The following is a 2,915-nucleotide window of genomic DNA, read 5'->3' as shown; positions in this document are numbered from 1 at the left end:
ACACTTTTCATTGTCGGCTCGGCCACTCCACGATTCCGGCCACGCGTCCGCGGCCAGGCTGGTTGGCCAGGCCGTTGACCTGGGTCCGGACCGCGGTGCCCAAGGCGTCCCACATGTCGGCCGGGAGAAAGATCAATCTGACACACTCTTTGACGACCTGTGGATCGGCTGCGCCGACGAAGACTCATGCGGACGGGGTGTCGGGTTCGACGCCGAGCATCACCAGCAACGGCCTTGTCGGGACGACATACCGCTGACCGTGACGGATGACCGGCGTCGGGAACTTGCCGTCGCGGATGAGCGCTCTGGCTTTCCAAAGGCCCATACCGAGCACGCTGCCGGCGGTCTCGACGTCTACGGTCGCTGGCAGAGCCCGAAGCTGCGCTGTACTCCATCGCCCACGGAGCTGGCGCAGGGTCTCGCCGGTCAAGCGGCCTGGCAGGGCGGACGAGGCAGTCACGCGGACCTCCGACGCCGATCGGCGTTGACTTGCTTCCGCTCTGCCAGTCCTCGGGTGACCTCAGAGCATCGAAGACGGACGGCCGCGTCAACTCGGATACTCGGCGGCACATCGCCCCGGTGCTGCCTCTGACGGTCCGCATCCTCGGGGATCTTGAGCTCCGCGGCGAACTGCCTCGCGGTCAGGACCTTGCCATCTTCAGGTGCGGGTTGGGGTGGTCCACTGCGCGACATCTACTTCTCCGTTAAGGGCGCGCCGAATACGCATGTCGATGCACATGCGGAAGTGCGTCGGGAGCCTGCGCCCATACAATGAGATCGGTCAGTCCAATGACGCCACGCTACAACGATGAAACGATTTTGGCGATGACCAATTCGCCGCAGCAGCAGCTTTCACCATACCGAAAGTAGTCGCCAGCAGGAAACCTCTCACCGCATTCACGCGAGGATCAACCCGTTCCGCCTCGCCGCCAGTCGCGGCCAGTGATCGCCTACCGTTGCAGCCGTAGCCACTCCATGTTACCTAGAGATGGCCCATGATAGGTCGGATCAGATCGTAGTAGCTCGACCTTTTGGCTGCGATCGGCCGCGCATTACATCGGGCAACCCCTCACCCATTACCTAGCGCTACCATCTTGGCAATAAATGTGTTTTACATCACATCCGACAGAAAGCGTGGCGAGCATATGCCACAGCGCCATCATGTTGGCGCGGGCGCTCTCGCGCTACGCCTCCACCGTCGCCCGCGACACACTCGACCGCTTTCGGACGGAATAGAATCGCAACGCACTACATGCGTCTCGTCGATCAGAGAGCGCAAATATTGCAATATATTCAAGCGACACCCGAAGGATTTCTCCGCACCCGGAAGATCAACTTCTCTTGAGCCGAATCGTGTCAGTGACGGAGCTAGCAAAGGAGCGGTGACGTCAATGAAGATTGTCGCTAAGCACAGGTGCGGATGCCGCGACCCGCAATCGAAGCAGAAGTACCCGGCCGGGACGTGCCCCAACCGAGACAGGCGCGGTCATGGGTTCTGGTCCGGCGAGGCCCGGGTTCCTCACGAGCTCGTGGCCCTGGCCGGGACCGACAGGATCCGGTTCCGCGGTGAGACGAGGAAGGAGACCGAGGCCGACGGGGACGCGAAGTGAGCGAAGGTCCGCGCCGGTCAGCAACACATCGGCCGGCTCACGGTCGCCAGCTACCTCGACGACTGATTGAGCCGGAAAAACGCGCTGCGGCCGACGACCCGTACACGCTACGGGCAGTTCATCCGGCTACACCTGACGCCGTTCCTGGGCACCATGCCGCTGACAGGGCTGCGGGCCGAGCACATCGACGTGGCCTTGAGGCGCGCAGTGGAGACATCCCAGGAACGTCCGGGGCGGGCCATCGGCCCGGCAACCGTCAAAGACGTCCTGGAGATGCTCCGGACAGCGCTGAATGACGCCGTCCGGCAGCGGAAGCTCGACTTCAACCCGGCGCAAGGTGTTGAGCTGGCGTCGTATTCGACGCCGGAAGTCGAACCGTGGGAAGCGGCAGAGGTCGGCCGCTTCCTGGACGAGGCAGCATCCGACCGGCTCGCCGCAGCGTATGAGCTGATGGCCTTGCATGGGCTTCGGCGTGGTGAGGTGTACGGGGCGACCTGGACCGGGTTGGACCAGGCGGCCGGCGTGCTGATCGTCCGCCAACAGATCACCCGCTCCGGGTCTCAGCTCGGCGTCTGGGCGCCGAAAACAAAGTCGGGCCGGCGCAAGGTTGACCTCGCCTCAGTCACGCTCGACTCGCTGGTCGCGCATCGGCTCCGGCAGGATGGCGAGCGCGAGGCGGTAGGAGATACCTGGAACAACGGCATCCTGCCTGACGATCAGGGGAGGCCGGTTCAGCTCGAGAATCTAATCTTCACGCACCCGTCGGGGCGGCATCTCGCGCCGGAGTACCTGACCCGGCAGATGCAGCGGATCGCCCGGCGGGTCGGTCTGCTCGGCACGGTGAAGGTGGCGGCGGATGCCGGCGCGACGTCAGTTCTCATCGGTACCCGCTATCGGCCAGCCGAGGGCACGTGGACCGTCTACCGGGAACGGGAGCCGATCGGCGAGGTGACCATCCTCGGCACCGGCCGCCGGGGCGCTCGGTCGGTGCTGCATCTCGCCGAACCCCTACCCGCGGCCCTGGCTGCGGGCGACGAGATCGGCGAGGAACTGCTTTCCCCCAAGCGGCTCCACGACCTCCGCCACAGCTCGGTTTCGATCATGCTGTCTGCGGGAGTCGACATCACGATCGCCTCGAAGGTCGTCGGTCACTCTTCGACGTCAGTCACCGGGAACCTGTACGCGCATCTGTTGCGGTCGACCGGCCAGCAGGCGGCGGAGACGGTGGCCGCCGCGATCCCGCGCACAACGGTTTGTCCTCACCCTGTCCTCACCACCGGAACCAACGGCGGCGGGATCGTGAAG

Annotated in this window: 2 protein-coding genes; one reads left to right on the top strand and one right to left on the bottom strand. The window is 64.6% G+C overall.

Annotated features, from left to right (window positions below; genetic code table 11):
- Nucleotides 1-184 precede the first annotated feature (184 nt).
- Nucleotides 185-460: a hypothetical protein gene (locus AC08OT_RS19840; protein WP_476594745.1), complete on the bottom strand. Its 276-nt coding sequence runs from the start codon at nucleotides 458-460 to the stop codon at nucleotides 185-187.
- 1,216 nt (nucleotides 461-1,676) lie between these two features.
- Here AC08OT_RS19840 and AC08OT_RS19835 point away from each other — a divergent pair.
- On the top strand, nucleotides 1,677-2,915 hold a 1,239-nt coding region (locus tag AC08OT_RS19835), incomplete at its 3' end, for a site-specific integrase (protein ID WP_476603187.1).

Source organism: Frankia sp. CgJB1 (assembly GCF_977947065.1).
The sequence above is the reverse complement of the archived record's forward strand: the minus strand, read 5'-3'. Positions and strand labels throughout refer to the sequence as shown.